Genomic DNA, 19816 nt, shown 5'->3' with positions numbered 1-19816 from the left:
CCTGCTTTATCGTGAGTGTGCAGCCGGCATGACTTTCGCCCATGGGGCGGCGACATCATGACGCTTCTCGAACTGTTCTATCTCCGGTAACAATTGCATGGTCGCACCGACCATATCCAAACCTTCGATAATCATCTTCTTGTGACGCGCGGCCAGAGTGAACGGGAAGATGTGCGTGGCGCTGCTGAGCGTCATCGCCTGCAGATCGATCTTCAGATGAGTTTTGCCTTGTTCGATATCCGATAAGAGCGCTGCGATTTTTTCCTGTTCCAGCACGATCAGCAGCAGACGATTGTTGAGCGCATTGCCGAAGAATATTTCGCCGTAACTTGGTGCGACGATGGCTTCTATGCCGAGTTGCTGCAAACCCCATACCGCATGTTCACGGCTGGAACCGCAGCCGAAGTTGGGGCCGCCGATCAAAAATGTGCTTTTGCTGAAAGCCGGCTGATTCAGTATGAAATCTTCCTTCAGACTGCCATCAGGATGAAAGCGTAAATCGTATAAAACACCTTTTGCCAAACCAGCTTTATCAATGATGCGCAAAAATTGCTTGGGCATGATTTGATCGGTATCTAGATTGTCGATCAACAAGGGAGCGGCAACGCCTTCAATCAAGGTTTTATCAGACATTGTTATTCTCCAACGCATTTTTCAACGTATTTCCCAATTCGCGTACGTCTGAGATACAGCCCGTAATGGCAGCAGCAGCAGCCATCGCCGGGCTCATCAGATGGGTTCTGCCATCGCGTCCCTGACGTCCTTCAAAATTACGGTTGGTCGTTGATGCACAACGTTCACCTGGGCTGAGTACATCATCGTTCATCGCCAGGCACATCGAGCAGCCTGGTTGTCGCCATTCAAAACCGGCATTGATGAAGATATCCGCCAAGCCTTCCTGTTCTGCCTGACGACGCACTGCGCCGGAGCCTGGCACGATCATCGCCCGCACGCTGGATGCAACATGCTTGCCTTTGACGATTGTTGCAGCGACACGCAAATCTTCGATGCGTCCATTGGTGCATGAACCGATGAAGACGCGGTCTATCGGCAGGCCGATAAGCGATGCGCCAGCGGATAGCGCCATGTATTGCAGCGCGTTGCGTGTGGATTGATCTTCCTGTGTGTGCGGAATCGCGCCGTTGATTGGGATCGCTTGGTCAGGGCTGGTGCCCCAAGTCACATAAGGTGCGACTTCGTCAGCAAGGAAGTGATGTTCAGTCTCAAACGATGCTGCAGCGTCAGAATGAAGTTCAGCCCAATCTGTCATCGCTTTGGAGAAGTCAGCTTCGCTGAGTTCAGGCGCATGTGCCTTGATGTAAGCGAAGGTTGTTGTATCCGGTTGTATCAGCGCCGCGCGTGCACCGGCTTCGACTGCCATATTGCACAAGGTCATGCGTGCTTCTGCCGACAGCGCTTCTATCGTCGTCCCGCAGAATTCAACAGCGTAGCCACGCGCACCTTGCGCGCCTATGCGGCTGATGATGAGCAAGACCAAATCCTTGACTGATGTGCCGACAGGTAACTGGCCATCAACGCGGATGCGCATATTGTCGGCGAGTCGATATACCAAAGTTTGCGTCGCGAGGATATGTTCGACTTCGGAAGTGCCGATGCCGAAACCCAATGCACCGAGTGCACCGTAAGTTGTCGTGTGGCTGTCGCCGCATAGTACTACCATGCCCGGACGTACCCAACCATGTTCAGGTGCGATGATGTGTTCGATGCCTTGTTCTGCATCATTCGTATCCAGCAAGGTGATGCCGAATTCGGTGCAATTCTTTTTGAGGTTGGTGGCTTGCAGGGCAGAAGGTGGATCGAAGATCACACGCTGTCCCATATTCACTGGATGCGTAGGAATGATGTGCGAGACAACAGCCAATTGCTGATGCGGCCGCAGTACGGTACGACCTTTTTCACGCAGCCCGGCGAATGCTTGCGGACTGGTGTATTCATTCATGATGTGCAGGTCGACATAGAGCAGGACATGTTGCTCATCCAGTTTGCTGACCGTGTGCGAGTCCACCAGTTTTTGATAAAGCGTGCGCGATGACATGAGAGTATTTCCAGTGGCAATCAGGTGGCGAGGAAGGGCAGGACTTCGTCCAGCAAGAGCTGTGGTTCGTCTTCCGGTATGTAGTGACCGCAATCGAGTGCATGACCGCGCACGTCGCTTGCCAGCAGCTGCCATTCTTCCAGCGGTTTGAAGCATTGTTCGATCACGCCATGTGCGCCCCACAAGGCGAGCATAGGACATTGAATCTTGTTGCCATCAGCCAGATCCTTGCGTTCATGGTCCAGATCGATGGTGGCGCTGGCGCGGTAGTCTTCGCAAATGCCGTGTATGGTCGCCGGGTCGCGCAGACAGCGCAGATATTCAGCATAGGCTTCTGGCGTGAATGGCTTCATGCCGGCGCTACGGCCAGCGATGGTGTGCTTCAGGTATTCCTCTGGGTGCGAATTGACCAGCGTTTCCGGGAACGGAGTTGGGCGTGTCAGGAAGAACCAGTGGTAATAAGCGGTGGCGAAGGCGCGATTGGCTTTTTCATACATCGCCAGCGTCGGTGCAACGTCGAGCACGACCAGCTTGGTGATGACTTCAGGATGATCGAGTGCCATGCGATACGCAACGCGGCCGCCTCTATCATGTCCCATCAGCAGGAACTGATCGAAACCGAGCTTTGCCATCAGCGCAATCTGATCTTGACCCATCACGCGTTTGGAGTAATTACTGTGATCCGGCAAGCCGACAGGTTTGTCGCTATCGCCGTAACCGCGCAAATCGGTGGCAATAACGGTGAAATGTTTGGCGAGTGTTTCCGCAACCTTGTGCCAGATGACGTGCGTTTGCGGATGGCCGTGCAGCAAAAGCAGAGCAGGGCCGCTGCCGCCTTTTACATAGGCGATCTTGACGCCGTTCACTTCTGCTGTTTGTCGTTCGAATCCTGGAAACATGTATTGCTCCTTTATTGGCCCACTTCTATCTTGGTCTGAATTGTATAACTGTTAAACGAGCATATAATTCATCTTTATTGAGTCTATTATTTCTTTAAATTGAATAATGAATGATCTTTCCGATTTGGCATTTTTCTCTATCCTGGTAAAGCAGGGCAGCCTTGCCGCTGTGGCCAGAGAGCTGGGCGTGACACCGCCAGCAGTCACCAAGCGCTTGGCCAATCTGGAGAAAAGGCTGGGCGTACGCCTACTGAATCGCACTACGCGCACTATGAGCGTGACGCATGAAGGCGAGATTTATCTGGCGGAAGGGGCGCGCATATTGTCCGAGATAGAAGAATTGGAGCGGACCGTCAGCCGCAGCCGCGCGGTGCCCAAGGGTTTGTTGCGCATCAATGCGACGCTGGGCTTTGGCCGCAAGCACATCGCGCCAGCGGTTTCTGACTTTATAGAGAAATACCCTGAAATCGAAGTCCAGCTGCAGTTGTCCGACAGACCTCTGAATCTGGCCGATCAAGCTTTCGATGTCGGCATCCGTATCGGTGAGATGCCGGATGCCCGCATCATTGCGCGCAAGATTGCCTCCAACCGACGCATGTTATGTGCCGCGCCTTCTTATTTGAAGCGCAATGGAGTCCCTGCCGCACCCAAGGATTTGCAAAAGCATCAATGCATAGTCTTGCGGGAGAACGATGCCGCCTACGGCACTTGGCATCTGCACCGCGGCAAACGGCAGGAAACAGTCAAAGTGCGCGGTGTTGTCAGCAGCAATGATGGTGAAACGACCTTGGCCTGGGCGCTGGCCGGTCATGGCATCCTGATGCGTTCGCAATGGGATGTGGCAGCTTATCTGCGATCCGGGCGTCTGGTCGAAGTGCTGGATGATTGGTTGCTGCCGCCATCGGATATCTACGCGGTTTATCCGGAGCGCCTTAATCTCTCTGCCAAGGTCACGGCCTTTGTTAATTTCATCAGTGAGCGTTTTCAATCTCGTATCGGCGAACAGGGCGATCCCTGGTAGGGCTTTTTGCCATAACGGCGCAAACGTAGGGCTAGTTTGCCGCTAATCACACAATTTGCCGGTCTGAAGGGCGTCAAATCCTTTAAAATAGCGGCCTACTCCGAGATTACCTATGTCCATTTCAACTACCCAAGAAATCGTTACAGAATTGCGTGCAGGTCGCATGGTGATTCTGGTCGATGAAGAAGACCGCGAAAACGAAGGCGACCTGGTGCTTGCCGCCGAGTTTGTCACGCCGGAAGCGATCAATTTCATGGCCAAATTCGGCCGCGGCCTGGTGTGTCTGACATTGACGGAAGAGCGTTGCGATCAGCTCGAGCTGACGATGATGACGACACGTAACGGCACGTCCTACGGTACCAATTTCACCGTATCGATCGAAGCGGCTGAAGGCGTGACGACGGGTATTTCTGCCGCTGACCGCGCCAAGACTATTCAAGTCGCCGTTGCCAAAAATGCCAAACCTGCCGATATCGTGCAGCCGGGTCATATCTTCCCGTTGAAAGCGCAAAAGGGCGGCGTGCTGATGCGTGCCGGTCATACCGAAGCAGGTTGCGACTTTGCCGAATTGGCTGGCCTGACGCCCGCTGCGGTGATTTGCGAAATCATGAAAGACGACGGCACGATGGCGCGTCTGCCGGATTTGATCGAGTTTGCAAAAGAACATGATTTGAAGATAGGCACGATTGCCGATCTGATTCACTATCGCAGCCAGAACGAATGCATCGTTGATCGCGTCGGTGAGCGCACGATGGAGACGGTCTACGGTAGCTTCCGTACTGTTTTGTATCGCGACACGCCTAGCGGCGGTGCACACTTGGCGCTGGTACATGGCGATATTGCAACAGATAAAGAAACCTTGGTGCGTGTGCATCAGCCGGTTTCCATCCTGGATTGGCTGGAAACCAAGGCAACGACGCATTCGTGGAATCTGGCTTCGGCGATGGCTGCCATCAAGCAAGCCGAGCGCGGCGTGATGGTTTTGCTCAATTGCGAAGAATCCGCTGATGAGTTGTTTGCGCAATTTGAGGCGCTGGCTAATCCCGATGTACGTCCGCAGCAACGCGCGGCACACATGGACTTGCGTACCTACGGCATAGGCGCACAGATCTTGAAGGATTTGTCTGTCGGCAAGATGAAGCTGCTCGCTAATCCGCGCAAGATGCCGTCGATGGCAGGCTTTGATCTGGAAGTAACCGGTTATCAGGCAACACCAGAGAATTGAGCGTTCGCTCAGTTTTTATTGAATGACGCGTATTTGAATGAGTAATCAGTTCAGTATGTTGTTGGTAGTTGCAGTAAAGTCAAAAAGAATCATTTGAATTAAAAGCGCAGTCGCGCAAGAAGGGGAACACCATGACAGTTGGCGCCTACGATATGAATTTGGCAGGACAAGGTTTGCGCATAGGTATTGTGCAAGCACGTTTCAATCAAGATGTTTGTCACGGCTTGCTGGCATCATGCCTGGCCGAGTTGAAACATCTGGGCGTTGAAGACGAAGACGTCTTGCATGTCACGGTGCCTGGCGCGCTGGAAATCCCGTTAGCCTTGCGCAAAATGGCAGAAACGTTGCAGTTCGATGCGTTGATCGCCATCGGTGCCGTCATCCGCGGTGAGACTTATCACTTTGAACTGGTATCGAACGAATCCGGCGCAGGCATCACGCGCGTGGGCCTCGATTTCGGTTTGCCGATTGCCAATGCCGTATTGACCACCGATACCGATGAGCAGGCAGAAGCGCGCATGGAAGAAAAAGGCGCCGATGCAGCACGCGTAGCGGTCGAGATGGCGAATCTGACGATCGCGCTGGAAGACTTGGCTGACGCAGCTGATAACCAGGAATAATTTTTAGCTGCTGTGTAACTGCAGCGTATGTATTGTTATTAACCCTTTATGCGCGTTTTGCTTCTATATATAGAAGGCGCGCTGTTTGTGAGCCATGACCCAAAAAACCGATCACGCTAATCCGAGCAAAAATCGCACGCCGCGCCACCGCGCACGTGAATTTGCCTTGCAAGGCCTGTACCAATGGCTGCTGAATAATGAAGATGTACGCGTGATTGAAACGCATATCCGCCAAGCACACGGCTTCGACAAGGCGGATGCAGAGCACTTCGATGCTTTGTTGTACGGCACCGTCAAGCAAGTGACCGAGTTGCGCGCTGGCCTGGCACCGTTGATCGATCGCGAAATCTCGCAATTGTCGCCAGTCGAGCATGCGGCTTTGCTGATCGGCGCTTTTGAATTGAAGAACCACATCGAGATCCCATACAAAGTCGTCATCAACGAAGCGGTCGAATTGACCAAATCGTTTGGCGGCATAGACGGACACAAGTATGTAAACGGCGTGCTGGATAAATTTGCCATCGGCGTACGTGAAGTTGAAATCAATGCCGGACGCAGATCCTGATTCGATAATCTGTTCTTACGTAGTCTGAAAGACCTGCCGCCACCTGATCTCCGGTTTCATCAAGCCCAGCTTGAGACGGATGCAGGTGGCGGTTTTCATTGAGGAATTCGCTTGTCTTCGCATCTCACACAACTCGCTTCCCGTCTCGATAACATCGCGCCTTTCCATGTCATGGAGCTGGCGAAAATGGCTGCCGACCTAGAGCGGCAAGGGCGCCACATTATTCATATGGGTATAGGCGAACCGGACTTTACTGCAGCGCAGCCAGTGATAGAGGCGGCGACGCGCGCGATGGCCGAGGGCAAGCTGCAATATACGTCGGCGACTGGTTTGCCGGAATTGCGCGCTGCCATCGCTGAACATTACCGTGCGGTTTACGGCGTGGAAGTTGCGCCATCGCGCATCATCGTCACGGCTGGGGCATCTGCAGCTTTGTTGCTGGCCTGCGCTGCTTTGGTGGAAAAAGGCGCGCAAGTGCTGATGTCCGATCCGTCTTATCCGTGCAATCGTCATTTTGTCGCGGCTTTTGATGGCCAGGCAAAAATGATTGCCAGCGGTCCTGAGCACCGTTTTCAGTTATCTGCCGAGATGGTGGCGCAGAACTGGTGTGAGCAGACGCGTGGTGTCTTGCTGGCATCGCCATCGAATCCTACCGGTACTTCAATTACTGAAGATGAATTGCGCAAGATCGTTGCGACCGTACGGGAGAAGCAGGGCTTCACCATCGTTGACGAGATTTATAACGGCTTGCGCTACGATGCGGTGCCGTTTTCTGCCTTGTCCTTGGGTGAAGACGTGATTGTGATCAACAGCTTTTCCAAGTATTTCAATATGACGGGCTGGCGGCTCGGCTGGCTGGTGGTACCAGAGGCTTTGGTACAACCGATAGAAAAACTGGCGCAAAACCTGTTCATTTGCGCGTCCAGCCTGGCGCAGCATGCAGGACTGGCTTGCTTCGAGCTGGAAGCGCTAGCGATTTATGAGGCGCGCAAGGCAGAGTTCAAGCGTCGGCGTGACTATATAGTGCCGGCGCTGGAAGGCTTGGGCTTCAAGGTGCCGGTGATGCCGGACGGTGCTTTCTATGTTTACGCCGATTGCAGCGCCTTGTCGGATGATGCGGATCGCATGACGGTAGATATATTGAATGAGGCGGGCGTGGTGATCGTGCCTGGGCTGGATTTCGGCCCGTCTACTGCGCATCAATATGTGCGTGTGTCGTATGCGACATCGATGGAAAACCTGCAGGAAGCGGTGGCGAGGTTGCGGACGTTCTTTGACGGACGCGCGAAGCTAAAGGCGCAGGCATAAAAAAAGGAGCCGTAAGGCTCCTTTTTTACGAGGGTGGTTTGCTTCACAGTGAAGTGAATTTTTCGCCATCCTGTCCGCTGCGAACTTCCAATGCAGCAGATTTTTCTTGCGGTACTGTTGGCTGAGCTTTTGGCGTAGCGCGGCTTGCCATAGTAGCAAAGGCCGATACACGTTTGCCGGCAGCAACAGCTTTCAGGCGGTCGTATTCGCCCAGGACTTTGGCGCCGTAACCAGCGTCGTTATCCATGGCAGCTGCGCCTACATAGCGTTTCAAGCCTGCTTCAACCGAGCCGCCGCGAGCGACGTACTCTTTCAGGATCAGGGAGCCGACACGGATGTTGGCAACCGGATTCAAGGCAGCTTGTGTGCCGCCCATTTCAGCAAACTTGTCGTGGTGCACTTTAGACATGACTTGCATCAAGCCTTGTGCGCCGACCGGGCTTTCCGCAAACGGGTTAAAGCGCGATTCGATTGCCATCACAGCCAGGATCAGCAGCGGATCGAGGTTGATTTCCTTGGCGGTCAAATACGCGGCAGATACCAGCATATTGGTTGCATCATTAGCCACGCGGTAGCGCTTGGAGATCCATTGCGTCACACGTTGCTGCTGAACGTCAGTGCCCAGCATCGCGGTATTGGCGACTGGTATATCCGATTCGACGGCTGCCGAGGCAGGATCGTCCATCAAGTTGGCCATAGGCGGCATGTCTTCATCCGATGGCGTCGCAGCTACGGCGTCCGAGAATGGCGAGATGGCCTGGATTTTTTCCGCGACTTCCGGTTTGAAGAACATCAAGGCCAGTGTTGCGATTGCTGTCAGGCCCAGTGCCATCAATGCGTGGCGTGCGGTAGTGATGACTTTATTGTTGGTGGTGCGCATTGCGTTCGAATGCGCGATCACCTGTCGTGCTGATTGCTTGGCGGCTTTACGCATCGCCGTGTTGATTCGATTTAACATTAAAAACTCCAGGATTGACGCGGCAGATAGAAGGCTCCACTACAAAACAAAAAAATTATTCTGTAGAACCCTGCACATGCCGTGAATCAGAGAAATCGTTTGCAGTCGCTTGGCGTACGGCAAACGTCGGAGTTGATTACTTTCAGGGTCGCGCACTATGCAGCGGTGCCCTTGGCAAACAACTTTTTCGGGGAGAAGGCGCGTGGCCTTTTGAAAACACTCCTAAAATGTCATGTGGGACCCCGATCCCGTGAAATGAAGAGTGTTTCTTTTCTGCCCGGTTTGGTGTTCCAATACGGGGCCTGCTCTTCAAGTTGTGCGGATTGTAGGAGGCGGTTTATATCAAGTCAATACTATAAAAATAGATTTCTATAACTTATAAGTATAACGTTTTTGCCTCTGAACAAGTAAAAGCCAACAGAATCAAGTACTTGGGTGTTTTCTTTGAATAATCAAGTCCAATGTGCAAAAAGACGAAAAAAATATGAAATATTCTGATTTACGCGACTTCATTTCTCAATTGCAACAAATGGGCGAACTTAAGCGCATAAACGTGCCGGTTTCGCCTTTTTTAGAGATGACGGAGATCTGTGATCGCACTTTGCGTGCAGAAGGACCTGCGCTGTTGTTCGAGAAACCGACGGGGCACAACATCCCTGTGCTCGGTAATCTCTTTGGAACACCGCATCGTGTTGCGCTTGGTATGGGCGCCACGGACGTTAGTGAGTTGCGCAAGATCGGCCATGTATTGGCGATGCTGAAGGAGCCGGAACCGCCTAAGGGTTTCAAGGATATGTTGGGCTTGGGTTCGCTGGTGAAGTCTCTGTGGGACATGGCGCCTAAAGAACTGCGCGGTGCACCTTGCCACGATATCGTGTGGGAAGGCAATGACGTAGATCTGGCGCGCCTGCCGATTCAACATTGCTGGCCGGGCGATATTGCACCTCTTATTACATGGGGTTTGGTCATTACCAAGGGTCCGCACAAGAAGCGGCAGAATCTGGGTATATATAGACAGCAAGTTATTGGCCGCAATAAAGTCATCATGCGTTGGCTGGCACAACGCGGCGGGGCGCTGGACTTTCGTGAGCACAGTATTGTTAACAAGGGCAAGCCATATCCGATCGCGGTCGCTCTCGGTGCCGACCCCGCTACTATATTAGGAGCAGTGACGCCGGTGCCGGATAGCTTGTCCGAATACCAGTTCGCCGGCTTGCTGCGCGGCAGTCGGACTGAGTTGGTCAAGGCGCTGGGTAGTGAGTTGCGGGTTCCGGCTTCGGCCGAGATCGTACTGGAAGGGCATATCTATCCAGATGAGTCCCATCCGTCCGGTTACGAACATGCGCTGGAAGGTCCTTATGGCGACCATACCGGTTACTACAATGAGCAGGATTCCTTCCCTGTCTTCACGATAGATCGCATCACGATGCGACGCGACCCTATTTATCACTCTACGTATACAGGCAAACCACCGGATGAGCCGGCGGTCTTGGGTGTGGCCTTGAATGAAGTCTTCATTCCTTTGCTGCAAAAGCAGTTTTCCGAAATCCTCGATTTCTATTTGCCGCCAGAAGGTTGCAGCTACCGGATGGCAGTAGTGCAAATGAAGAAGGCGTATCCGGGCCATGCCAAGCGTGTGATGTTTGGTGTCTGGAGCTTTTTGCGTCAGTTTATGTATACCAAGTTCATTGTGGTGGTGGATGAAGACGTCAATATTCGCGACTGGAAGGAAGTGATCTGGGCGATTACCACCCGTGTCGATCCAACAAGGGATACGACGCTGGTCGATAACACGCCTATTGATTATCTGGACTTCGCCTCACCGGTCAGTGGTTTGGGAAGCAAGATGGGCATCGATGCGACGAACAAGTGGCCAGGCGAAACCGACCGCGAATGGGGTCGCACGATTACGATGAGCGATGACGTGAAGAAACGCGTCGATCAAATCTGGCAAGAGTTGGGTATCTGACAGCAAAGATTGCAGCTTGCGTTGGGCAGTGAAAAATGGCGCTTCTATATAGATATGGAAGTGCCATTATTTTTTGAGTTGTCGTGCTGATCTTGTTCTGTGTGCCGCATGGAAAATTTATAAATCCATGCATTCTCAGAGGACAGGCATCGCCTTTGCTGTTAAAATTCGTGTCGGCGGGCCCCTGCGCATTGTGGCATGGCCAACCTGGTCAGGTCGGGAACGAAGCAGCCACAGCCATTTCCTGCAAGTGCCGTAGACAAGGCTCGCCTCTTTCTGTCTCTATATATAACAGCATCTGTTGTTAAGTATTTCCCCACCGGCACTGCAATCCACCTTATTCCAAGACTGCGCTTAATCAGCCTGCAGATTGCTTTTCATCTGACGCATCACTTGCGTACTGCTTTTAATATCCTCAATCGACAATCCCTGCATCATCTCCGCACGCAATTGCTTCGATAACTTTTCTATAATCTGAAGTTGCTCGTTGGCTTTGGGTGTCAATACGGCGTATTTGTGTCGCTTATCGCTTGCCGAGGTGATGCGCTGTATCCATTCCTTCTGTTCCAGCAAATCAAGCAGACGTACCAGGGTAGGGCTTTCAATCCCGAGTTTGCGTGCCAGTTCGCGTTGGATCAGGCCGGCTGGATGCCTTTGTAATTGGAGAAGAACCTGCCGGGTCGATAGATTCAGGCCGAATGGCTTCAACCGTTTATTCATCTGGTAGCGCCACGCGCGCGAGATGTCGCCTATGGTCTGTCCCAATTCGAGCTGATAATCGGATAAATCGTAAGGCTGGTCGGGATTCATTTGTGGGGCGGCATGTTAAGCTTACTGGTTAGTATAGCTAACGAATTGATGCTTGGTAACGTTAAACTCCCGCATGCACTTTTCGCATTTACTTTTAACTTGCCGCCGGAAACGGCTGGCTCAGGATAAGCAGTCTCTATGCAAGCAAGAAAAAAATATCTGTGGATAGGTGTTGGCATCGTGGTGGTAGCAGGCGCTGCCTATCTGGGATTGGGCAGTAAAGCGGAAAAAGGCAAGTCCGGTGATGGCACGCAATCGGTGAAAACCGTGATCGCCACGCAAAAGACGATACCGATTACGGTGACTGCGAATGGTTACGTGACTGCGGTCAGTACCGTCGATGTACGCCCGAAGGTACAAAATATCGTTCGTACCATCCATGTCAAGGAAGGCCAGTTCGTCAAAGCCGGACAACTCTTGTTTACGCTGGATGAACGCAGTGACCAATCCAATGTGGCCAGGACCTCGGCGCAACTGGCGGCGGGGCAGGCTGAGCTGGCCGATGCTGAGCAGATTTTGAAACGCAATCAGGATTTGCTGGCGAAGAATTTCGTTTCGCAGGCGGTGGTGGATAGTGCGCGCAACAAGGTCGAAGCGTTGCGCAATACGACGCGGGCGAATCAGGCTGCAATCCAGTCGAGTGCGGTGGCCTTGAGTGACAATCAGATCAAAGCGGGTATTTCTGGTCGTATCGGCGTCATCAATGTGCATCCAGGTAGCTTGGCGCAACCGACAGGTACCGTGATGGTTACCATCGTGCAGATCGATCCGATCATGATCAGTTTTACTTTGCCGGAGCGCGAGCTGATGAATATCCGCGCCACTTATCCGCAGGGTAATGCGCCAGTACGTGCGCAATTGCCGGGGCAGGAAGTCTTGACCGGTAAGTTGACCTTTATAGATAACCTGGCCGATACACAAAGCGGCACCATACGCATGAAGGCAGAATTTGCGAATGCCGACCAGAAGCTGTGGCCAGGCGCTTATATCAATGTGAGTCTGGTGTCGCGCGAAGTACCGGACGCGGTGTTGGTGCCGGCGCAGGCAGTGGTGACCGGGCCGGTAGATAAATTGGTGTATGTGGTGCAGCCGGATGACACCGTGCAGGAACAAAAGATAAGTGTGCTGGCGATAGAAGATGGTCAGGCTGCAGTCTCCGGCGTGAAAGCCGGTAGTCGCGTGGTGGTGGAGGGGACCAAGAACCTCAGACCCGGCACCAAAATCCGCGAAGTAAAGAAAGAAGTGCTGCCGACGCCAGTAGCACCAACTTGAATTCATGCCTGACCTATGGTCAGGCATTTTATTAAGCACATAGTGCAACACATTCTTCCCATGACCTTGCCTGGGCAAAATACATAGTGAATATTTCCGAACTTTGCATACGCCGGCCAGTCATGACTGTGTTGCTCTCGATCGCAGTGGTCGTGCTCGGCGCTTTTTGTTATTTCAAATTGCCGATTGCGGCACTCCCTAGTTACGACACACCAGTCATTAATGTCACCGGTACCTTGCCCGGGGCCAGCCCTGAAGTGATGGCGGCTTCGGTCGCTACCACGCTGGAAAAACAATTCTCGACCATTGCCGGTCTCTCGACCATCAGTTCCAGTAGTACGCTGGGCAATACTTCGATCACGCTGGAGTTTGACCAGAACCGTGACATCGATGCTGCAGCGGTCGACGTACAAGCTGCGCTCTTGCGTGCGCAACGCAGTCTGCCGATCGAGATGACGGCCTTGCCGGCTTACCGCAAGGTCAATCCGGCTGATGCCGCGATCTTGTTGCTGGCGCTGACGTCGCCTTCGCTGTCCTTGTCGGAGTTGAATGACTATGCGGAAAATCTGATTTCGCCTTCGCTGTCGACCATCAATGGCGTGGCACAAGTACAAGTCTATGGTCAGCGTCGCTATGCGGTACGCGTCAAGATCAAGCCGGATGAATTGGCGGCGCGCAATATGACGCTGGATGAAGTTGCATTGTCCTTGCGCGCATCGAATGCGAACTCGCCAGTCGGCGTGCTGGATGGTACGCGCCAGACTTTGACACTGCAAGCCAACAAGCAATTGCGTAATGCAGAAGCATTCAGCAATCTGGTTATCAGCAGTCGTAACGGCCAGACCACGCGCCTGAAGGATGTGGCGGTAGTAGAAGACAGTGTCGAGTCGACCAAGAGCGGCAGCTGGGTGAATGGCGAACCGTCTATCGTGCTGGCTGTACAGCGTCAGCCGAATGCAAATACGGTGGCGGTGGTCGATGCGGTGAAGAAGACTTTGCCGCAGTTCAAGAATCAAATGCCGGCCTCCATCAATGTGCAGGTTCTGAATGATCGTTCCGTTTCCATACGCGAAGCGATCCACGATGTGAAGCTCACTTTGCTGCTGACCATCGCCTTGGTGGTGTTGGTGATTTTCCTTTTCCTCAAACGTTTGTCAGCGACCGTGATTCCGGTGTTGTCGTTGCCGATTTCATTGATCGGTTGTTTCGCTTTGATGTATTGGCTGGGTTACAGCCTCGATAATATTTCGCTGCTCGGCATTACGATTGCAGTGGGTTTGGTGGTCGATGATGCGATCGTCATGCTGGAGAATATTGTGCGGCATATCGAAGACGGCATGGAACCACTGGCTGCGGCGCTCAAGGGTTCGCGCGAAGTCAGCTTTACGATTATTTCGATTTCAATTTCGCTGGTCGCGGTTTTCATTCCTATCTTTTTCATGCCGGGCGTGATCGGTTTGCTGTTCTATGAATTCGCTGCCGTGGTGTCATTGGCGGTGATGGTATCGGCTGTGATGTCGCTGACATTGGTACCTATGTTGTGCAGCCGCTTCCTCAAGCATGAGACGCAGGCCGAGCATGAACAGGAAAACTGGCTGAGCCGCTCGTTTGAAAAACTCTTTAATCGTGTTTTGCAGGCTTATACGAATGGTCTGGACTGGTCGCTCGCACATCGCAAGATCATCTTGATGGTCGCAGTTGGCACATTCCTCTTGACTGCAGTGCTCTTCATCACGATACCGAAAGGCTTCTTCCCGACTGAAGATATCGGTCAGATCAGCGTCACGATAGAAGGGCCGGAAGATGCGTCCTATCCGACCATGGTGAAGCTGGTGTCGGCAGCGGCAGAGATAGTGCAAAACGATCCGAATGTGGCGACCACGACTTCGCGTACGCGCGACAGCAATGTCGGCAATATGTTTATCGGCCTCAAGCCGCGCAGCGAGCGTGAATCCATGGACAAGGTCTTGCGTGATTTGCGGCGCAAGGTGAGTGGCATTCCTGGCTTGTCTGTGTATATGACGCCGGTGCAAAACTTGCGCCTCGGCGGCCGTAGCAGCAAGAGTCAGTATCAATATGTATTGCAAAGCGTGCGTGCTGATGAGTTGAATGACTGGGCGGAGAAAATGCAGGCACGCATGCGTGCTGATCGTGCTTTTATCGACGTCACCAGCGATTCTCAGCTCAAGGGTTTGCAAGCGGTGGTGAATATCAATCGCGATCGCGCAAATGAAGCCGGCGTAACCATTCAGGATATACGTACCGCTTTATACAGCGCGTATGGAGACCGCCAGATATCGACGATATACACCAGCAACAACAGTTACTTCGTCATCATGCAAGACATGAATGTTGGGCAGCAAGACGAAGCTGATCTGAACAAAATTTATCTGCGCAGCAAGACCGGTGTGTTGGTGCCTTTGCTCAGTCTGGCAACAGTAGAGCGTACCGCTGGTCCGATTTCAGTCAACCATCAGGGACAATTGCAGGCGGTTACCATTTCCTTCAATCTGGCTCCCGGCGTGCCGCTCGGTGAAGCCACCGGCAAAATCGACCAGATCAGAAGTCAGATTGAACTGCCATCGAGCATCATTACTTCATATGCCGGTGATGCGGCGGTCTTCCAGTCGTCGCAAGGCAGCCAGGTCGCTTTGCTGCTACTGGCGATTGTCGTGATATATATTCTGCTCGGTGTGCTGTATGAAAGTTACATCCATCCGATCACAATTCTGGCTGGTTTGCCGTCTGCGGCAGTCGGTGCCTTGCTGACGCTGCGTATCTTTGGTTTTGAACTGACGATGATTGCGACCATCGGTATTCTGCTACTGGTCGGCTTGGTTAAGAAGAACGCGATCATGATGATTGACTTCGCGTTGGAAGCGCAACGCAATCAAGGTATGACACCAGCGGAAGCGATACGCTCGGCGTGTATCCTGCGCTTCCGTCCTATCATGATGACGACGATGGCAGCGGCAGTGGGTGCATTGCCGATTGCATTGGGTTTGGGTGCTGGCGCTGAATTGCGACAACCGTTGGGTCTCGCTGTGGTTGGTGGTTTGATGGTGTCGCAAGTGATCACACTGTTTATCACGCCTGTGATTTATCTGTTCTTCGATAAATTCAGCGGTGACGGTCCTTTGCAAATTACGCCGGAACAGGAACTAGCCAGTCGCTAAAATCAGACTGGCCAGGCACGCGCAAGAATTTCCTGTTGCAACACCGATGGCGCAAGTGCATCGCTGAGTGTACCAAATACGCGGCCACACTCAGCATCCAGTCTGCTGTCGATAAATGCTTCGGCAATCGCAGGCGGTGCAGTTTGCAACATCAGGCAAGCTTGTGTCGTCAGCACCAAGCGTTGTGCAAAACGGCGTGCCAGCATCTCTTGCTGTGATGGTGACGCTTTTAAATCGCTGCGCAGTTCCGCTATCCGTTCACGCAAACCGGCATGCTCAACAGCTGTATCGAGTAGAGATTCCAGTAGCAGATTGAAGTTCTCTGGTTCTTTGGCAATCGCACGCAACACATCCAGACACATCACATTGCCGGAACCTTCCCAAATCGAATTGACTGGCGCTTCGCGGTACATGCGCGCCATAGGCGCGTTTTCGACGTAGCCGTTGCCGCCCCAGACTTCCATGCATTCACCGGTAAATTCCAGCGCGCGTTTGCAAATCCAGAATTTTGCAGCAGGTGTGACGATGCGACGCCATGCGCGCTCCAGAAGGTCGTCCGGCGATTCAACTGCGCGTGCCAGACGCAGCATCAACAAGGTTGCGGCTTCGCTTTCCAGTGCTAGATCAGACAAGACGTTTTGCATCAAAGGCTGTTCTGCCAAAGGCAGGCCGAATGCGCTGCGGTGTCGTGCATGATGTATCGCTTGTACCAAGGCATTGCGCATCAAGCCGGCGCTACCGATCACGCAATCAAGCCGCGTGTGATTGGCCATTTCTATAATGGTGGGTATGCCGCGGCCCTCTTCGCCGACCATTACGCCATAGGCATCCTGGAATTCCACTTCGCTGCTGGAGTTGGAGCGATTGCCCAGTTTGTCTTTCAGTCGTTGTATCAAGATTGCATTCTTGCGGCCATCGGGACGCCAGCGCGGTACGAAGAAGCAGGACAGACCCGCATCGGTGCGTGCCAGTACCAGATGCGCGTCGCACATGGGGGCGGAGAAAAACCATTTGTGTCCGGTCAACGCGTATTCTGCACCGCGTCCATTGCCATTCAGCGGACGGGCGATGGTCGTGTTGCTGCGTACATCTGAACCACCTTGTTTTTCCGTCATGCCCATGCCGATCAGCATGGAATTCTTTTGCTCCAGTGGCAAGTCACGCGTGTCATGTTCGCGAGAAAATAGTTTTTCTTTCAATGTGGTAAACAGTTTGGTTTCTTTTTGCAGCAAGGGAATGGCTGCAAAGGTCATTGTGATCGGGCACAAGGAGCCGGATTCGACTTGTGCCTGCAAGTAATAAGCAGCAGTACGTGCGATGTGCGCGCCAGCACGCGGCTGCGACCACGGCATCGCGTGCATATTCTCGCGACGTTGCATGGCGAGCAATTGATGCCAGCTGGGATGAAATTCGACGACGTCTATGCGATTACCGAAGCGATCGTGAGTTTGCAGTTCTGGTAAATGGTGATTGGCAAGTTGACCGAGCTGCAATGTTTCCTGTGTGCCTAGTTCTGCGCCCAGGCGAATCAAATCCTGCTCATACCAGGCCGCTTGTTCGCGTTGTACGCCAGTGACCAAGGCTTGATCACTCGTGTACAGGTTGTAATCGTGCAGATCGGGTGCTTGATTGCTGACTTCATGGGTAGGCCATTGCATGGAAAGCTCCTTTGCCTGCTGACGCTGCATACAGATGCAAGATGGTTCAGTCTATAACCAGGTGCTGTCGGATGCCAATTTTTAATGGTGTAGGTCATAAATGGTCATTTATGACTAGTCTGGGCAGGTATTTTTCGACGGATAGCCTCGCTCTGCCGCGAGAAAGAATGAACACTGTAAATCCGGTGCCGGTGTCAGGTAAAATGCGGTTTGCCCTTATTCACGAACGGCCCTATGTCATATCAAGTTCTTGCCCGTAAATATCGTCCGAAAAGCTTCGACACACTAGTCGGGCAAGAGCACGTCGTGCGAGCCTTGACGCATGCGCTGGATAATCAACGCCTGCATCATGCCTATCTGTTCACAGGCACGCGCGGCGTTGGCAAGACCACGCTCTCGCGGATTTTGGCTAAATCCTTCAATTGCATAGGTCCGGACGGCAATGGTGGCATTACGTCAACGCCTTGCGGTGTGTGCGATGCATGCGTAGCGATCGATGCCGGCCGCTTTGTCGACTATATAGAGATGGATGCCGCGTCGAATCGTGGTGTCGATGAAATGGCGCAGTTGCTGGAGCAGGCGGTCTACGCCCCGTCGAATGCGCGCTTCAAGGTCTATATGATCGATGAGGTGCACATGCTCACCAACCACGCGTTCAATTCGATGTTGAAAACGCTGGAAGAGCCGCCGGAACACGTCAAATTCATACTGGCAACAACCGATCCGCAAAAAATCCCGGTCACGGTGTTGTCACGCTGTCTGCAATTCAATCTGAAACAAATGCCGCCCGGCCATATCGTCTCGCATCTGGACAATATCCTCGGGCAGGAAAATATCGAATTCGAAACACCAGCTTTGCGTTTGCTGGCGCAAGGTGCGCACGGTTCCATGCGCGATGCATTGTCATTGACCGATCAAGCGATTGCCTACGCCGCCGGTAAAGTTACGCTGGATGCAGTGCAGGGCATGTTGGGAGCGCTCGATCAATCCTTCCTGATACGCTTGCTCGATGCATTGGCCGAGAAAGATGGCGCGGGCTTGCTGGCAGTTGCCGATGAGATGGCAACACGCAGCTTGTCATATAACGCAGCCTTGCAGGATCTGGGTTCCTTGTTGCATCGCATAGCCTTGGCCAAGACGGTGCCGGCTGCAGTACCTGACGATCTGCCGGAATATGATGACGTGCTGCGACTGGCTGCGTTGTTCGATGCGGAAGAAATACAACTGTTTTACCAAATTGCCGTACATGGCCGTAACGAGTTGGGCTTGGCACCGGATGAATATGCCGGCTTCTCGATGACCTTGTTGCGTATGCTGGCTTTCCGTCCCGGCTTTGGCCCGGCCGAAGCCAAACCTGCCGTCGCTGCCGCTCCTGCAGCACGTCCGGTTGCAGCACCAGCAGCGCCTGCACCAACTGCACCAACTGCTGCCGCGCCGGCAGCACGCCTGAGTGCAGCACCGCAAGCAGCCAGCATCAGTGCACCGGTTGCACGTCCGACAGGCGCGATGAGCCCGGCGCGCGCTGCGCTGGAAGCAGCGCGTGCTGGCGTCAAAGGTGCAGTACCATCTGCACCTGCAGTACGACCAGTTACGCCTCCAGTTCCTGCCACTCCAGCTGCTCCGGTAGCTGCAGTGGTAGACAGATCGCCGTCCATCGATATGGCACCGGCACCGCCGTGGGATGATGAGCCGCCGTTTGCCGGCAGCAATGGAGTTGAAGAGTTTTCCAGCCCTGTGGCTCAAAAAAAAACTGAACCGGAATCTGCAGCAGTAGCAGAACCCGTAGTAATACCAGCACCTGCTGTGGAAGCACCGCGTGTTGCACGTCCGTTCGCATTACATCCGGTAGAGAGCCTGAAATGGGATGGCAACTGGCCTGCGTTGGCTGCCATCTTGCCGGTGCGTGGCGTCGCGCAACAGTTGGCCTTGCAGAGCGAATTGCTCAAATGCGGGCCAACTCCGGAGAGCGCCCAGATTACCTTCGACTTGCTGGTGGCAGTAGATGTCTTGCTGGCGAATGGCAGTGCAGAAAAATTGACGACTGTATTGTCCGAACATTTTGGACAAACCATACGCGTGCAAACCACGATAGGTGCAGTAGAACACACCGCCAGTGCAGCTGCGATGGCAGATCGTGCCGAGCGGCAACGTGATGCAGAACAATCGATGCAGGAAGATCCCTTCGTACAAAAACTGATGCGTGAATTTGGTGCGACCATCGTGCCGGGATCGGTCAAGCCGGTTTGATCACGCAGAACTATCCATTTCTTCAATCCGAA

At 53.2% G+C, this 19816-nt stretch carries 15 protein-coding genes and 1 other RNA gene; 10 read left to right on the top strand and 6 right to left on the bottom strand.

Annotation, left to right across the window (positions count from 1 at the left end):
* Window positions 1–6 precede the first annotated feature (6 nt).
* From leuD to AC07N2_RS16520, 3 genes are read right to left on the bottom strand one after another with little or no spacing between them, the layout of a single operon-like run.
* The gene (leuD, locus tag AC07N2_RS16530; protein WP_494779219.1) at window positions 7–633 is read right to left on the bottom strand and encodes a 3-isopropylmalate dehydratase small subunit; all 627 of its coding nucleotides are present in this window, start codon (window positions 631–633) and stop codon (window positions 7–9) included.
* On the bottom strand, window positions 626–2056 hold the full coding sequence (gene leuC, locus AC07N2_RS16525) for a 3-isopropylmalate dehydratase large subunit (protein ID WP_494779218.1): 1431 nt from the start codon (window positions 2054–2056) through the stop codon (window positions 626–628). The genes leuD and leuC overlap by 8 nt, the downstream gene beginning before the upstream one ends.
* A gap of 20 nt (window positions 2057–2076) precedes the next feature.
* Window positions 2077–2955 carry an alpha/beta fold hydrolase gene (locus AC07N2_RS16520; RefSeq protein WP_494779217.1) on the bottom strand — a complete coding sequence of 293 codons (879 nt, stop codon included), beginning with the start codon at window positions 2953–2955 and terminating at the stop codon, window positions 2077–2079.
* 106 nt (window positions 2956–3061) lie between these two features.
* Here AC07N2_RS16520 and AC07N2_RS16515 point away from each other — a divergent pair, with 106 nt between their 5' ends.
* The 5 genes from AC07N2_RS16515 (at window position 3062) to AC07N2_RS16495 (ending at window position 7694) form a co-directional block, all read left to right on the top strand.
* Entirely contained in the window at window positions 3062–3976 is a 915-nt protein-coding gene (locus AC07N2_RS16515) for a LysR family transcriptional regulator (RefSeq protein ID WP_494779216.1), read from the top strand.
* Between the two features lie 112 nt (window positions 3977–4088).
* Window positions 4089–5201: a bifunctional 3,4-dihydroxy-2-butanone-4-phosphate synthase/GTP cyclohydrolase II gene (gene ribBA, locus AC07N2_RS16510; protein WP_494779215.1), complete on the top strand. Its 1113-nt coding sequence runs from the start codon at window positions 4089–4091 to the stop codon at window positions 5199–5201.
* Window positions 5202–5332: 131 nt separating this feature from the next.
* Window positions 5333–5821 (top strand): 6,7-dimethyl-8-ribityllumazine synthase, encoded by a 489-nt coding sequence (gene ribH, locus AC07N2_RS16505; RefSeq protein WP_076593793.1) that lies wholly within the window; start codon window positions 5333–5335, stop codon window positions 5819–5821.
* A 94-nt stretch (window positions 5822–5915) separates the two neighbouring features.
* Window positions 5916–6386 carry a transcription antitermination factor NusB gene (gene nusB / locus AC07N2_RS16500; RefSeq protein ID WP_076593794.1) on the top strand — a complete coding sequence of 157 codons (471 nt, stop codon included), beginning with the start codon at window positions 5916–5918 and terminating at the stop codon, window positions 6384–6386.
* A gap of 111 nt (window positions 6387–6497) precedes the next feature.
* Complete coding sequence (locus AC07N2_RS16495; RefSeq protein WP_494779214.1) at window positions 6498–7694, top strand: pyridoxal phosphate-dependent aminotransferase; 1197 nt, start codon at window positions 6498–6500, stop codon at window positions 7692–7694.
* Window positions 7695–7737: 43 nt separating this feature from the next.
* On the opposite strand, the gene AC07N2_RS16490 is transcribed toward AC07N2_RS16495, so the two are convergent.
* Window positions 7738–8652 (bottom strand): transglycosylase SLT domain-containing protein, encoded by a 915-nt coding sequence (locus AC07N2_RS16490; protein ID WP_494779213.1) that lies wholly within the window; start codon window positions 8650–8652, stop codon window positions 7738–7740.
* A 484-nt stretch (window positions 8653–9136) separates the two neighbouring features.
* Between AC07N2_RS16490 and ubiD the strand changes: the two genes are divergently transcribed.
* Together ubiD and ffs are read left to right on the top strand one after the other, a co-directional pair.
* Complete coding sequence (gene ubiD, locus AC07N2_RS16485) at window positions 9137–10621, top strand: 4-hydroxy-3-polyprenylbenzoate decarboxylase (RefSeq protein ID WP_494779212.1); 1485 nt, start codon at window positions 9137–9139, stop codon at window positions 10619–10621.
* A 175-nt stretch (window positions 10622–10796) separates the two neighbouring features.
* Window positions 10797–10895: signal recognition particle sRNA small type (gene ffs / locus AC07N2_RS16480), an RNA gene on the top strand.
* A gap of 80 nt (window positions 10896–10975) precedes the next feature.
* Here ffs and AC07N2_RS16475 read toward each other — a convergent pair.
* Window positions 10976–11431 carry a MarR family winged helix-turn-helix transcriptional regulator gene (locus AC07N2_RS16475; RefSeq protein WP_494779211.1) on the bottom strand — a complete coding sequence of 152 codons (456 nt, stop codon included), beginning with the start codon at window positions 11429–11431 and terminating at the stop codon, window positions 10976–10978.
* A gap of 138 nt (window positions 11432–11569) precedes the next feature.
* Between AC07N2_RS16475 and AC07N2_RS16470 the strand changes: the two genes are divergently transcribed.
* Both AC07N2_RS16470 and AC07N2_RS16465 read left to right on the top strand, forming a co-directional pair.
* Window positions 11570–12703 (top strand): efflux RND transporter periplasmic adaptor subunit, encoded by a 1134-nt coding sequence (locus AC07N2_RS16470; protein WP_494779210.1) that lies wholly within the window; start codon window positions 11570–11572, stop codon window positions 12701–12703.
* An 86-nt stretch (window positions 12704–12789) separates the two neighbouring features.
* The gene (locus AC07N2_RS16465) at window positions 12790–15879 is read left to right on the top strand and encodes an efflux RND transporter permease subunit (protein WP_494779209.1); all 3090 of its coding nucleotides are present in this window, start codon (window positions 12790–12792) and stop codon (window positions 15877–15879) included.
* A gap of 2 nt (window positions 15880–15881) precedes the next feature.
* On the opposite strand, the gene AC07N2_RS16460 is transcribed toward AC07N2_RS16465, so the two are convergent.
* Window positions 15882–17537 carry an isovaleryl-CoA dehydrogenase gene (locus AC07N2_RS16460; protein WP_494779208.1) on the bottom strand — a complete coding sequence of 552 codons (1656 nt, stop codon included), beginning with the start codon at window positions 17535–17537 and terminating at the stop codon, window positions 15882–15884.
* A gap of 234 nt (window positions 17538–17771) precedes the next feature.
* On the opposite strand from AC07N2_RS16460, the gene AC07N2_RS16455 reads away from it, so the two are divergent.
* Complete coding sequence (locus tag AC07N2_RS16455) at window positions 17772–19784, top strand: DNA polymerase III subunit gamma/tau (RefSeq protein WP_494779207.1); 2013 nt, start codon at window positions 17772–17774, stop codon at window positions 19782–19784.
* Window positions 19785–19816: the final 32 nt, after the last annotated feature.

Source organism: Herminiimonas sp. GW821-FHT09C12, assembly GCF_059416385.1.
The sequence above is the reverse complement of the archived record's forward strand: the minus strand, read 5'-3'. Positions and strand labels throughout refer to the sequence as shown.